Origin of the sequence: Paraburkholderia sp. UYCP14C, assembly GCF_004197395.1 — a bacterium.
Taxonomy (GTDB): domain Bacteria; phylum Pseudomonadota; class Gammaproteobacteria; order Burkholderiales; family Burkholderiaceae; genus Paraburkholderia.
Genome location: NZ_SELS01000309.1, coordinates 1 through 709, shown reverse-complemented (window position 1 = coordinate 709; position 709 = coordinate 1). Strand labels below are relative to the sequence as shown.

General features: G+C 61.1%; 1 protein-coding gene. It reads left to right on the top strand.

Annotation, left to right across the window (positions count from 1 at the left end; all coding sequences use genetic code 11):
• Positions 1-101: 101 nt before the first annotated feature.
• Positions 102-709 (top strand): tyrosine-type recombinase/integrase (locus EVC45_RS44990; protein WP_373683141.1); only part of this gene is annotated, 608 nt, incomplete at its 3' end.

Here is a 709-nt window from a genome sequence, read left to right as displayed (position 1 = left end):
GTCCTTTAAGTCGCTGATTTCAAAGCGGTTTATGGGTAACGGCGTGCTTGCCGCTTCCAGCGATGTCCCGCACAATTTCCGCATGAATCGTAGGTAGGAACGTGGGTTTCGTGGGTAGGAGTGGAGGGCAACATGGCAGGGCGACAGTTGCACCGGCTCAGCGCATTGCGGGTCGCCAGGGAGGTAGAGCCGGGCCACTACGGCGACGGTGGCGGGCTCTTTATGCAGATGCCGATAGTGGCGCACGCTCACGGGTGCTTCGCTTCACGATCGATGGACATGTGTGGGAAATGGGCCTCGGTGCGCTTTCGCGAGTCCCGCTCGGCGAGGCGCGGAAACAGGCCGCGGCTTATCGGGAGATGGTCAGAAACAGGATTGACCCGATCCTTGCCCGGCGTGAACAGCAGCGGCGGCACTTGCTCGATATCTCGGTCGACGCCAATGTGACGTTCCGCGAGGCAGCCGAAGCGTTCATCCGCGCGCAGGAACCAGAGTGGACAAACCGCAAGCATGTCCAGCAATGGGGTAACACGCTCAAGACGTATGCATATCCGGTGATCGGCGACGTACGCGTGCGCGACATCGACACTGCGATGATTGTGCGGATTCTCCAGCCGATCTGGACGAAAAAGGCGGAGACAGCGCGCCGCGTGCGCGGCCGCATCAAGGCGATTCTCGATGCGGAAACGGTGTTAGGTCACCGCACGGG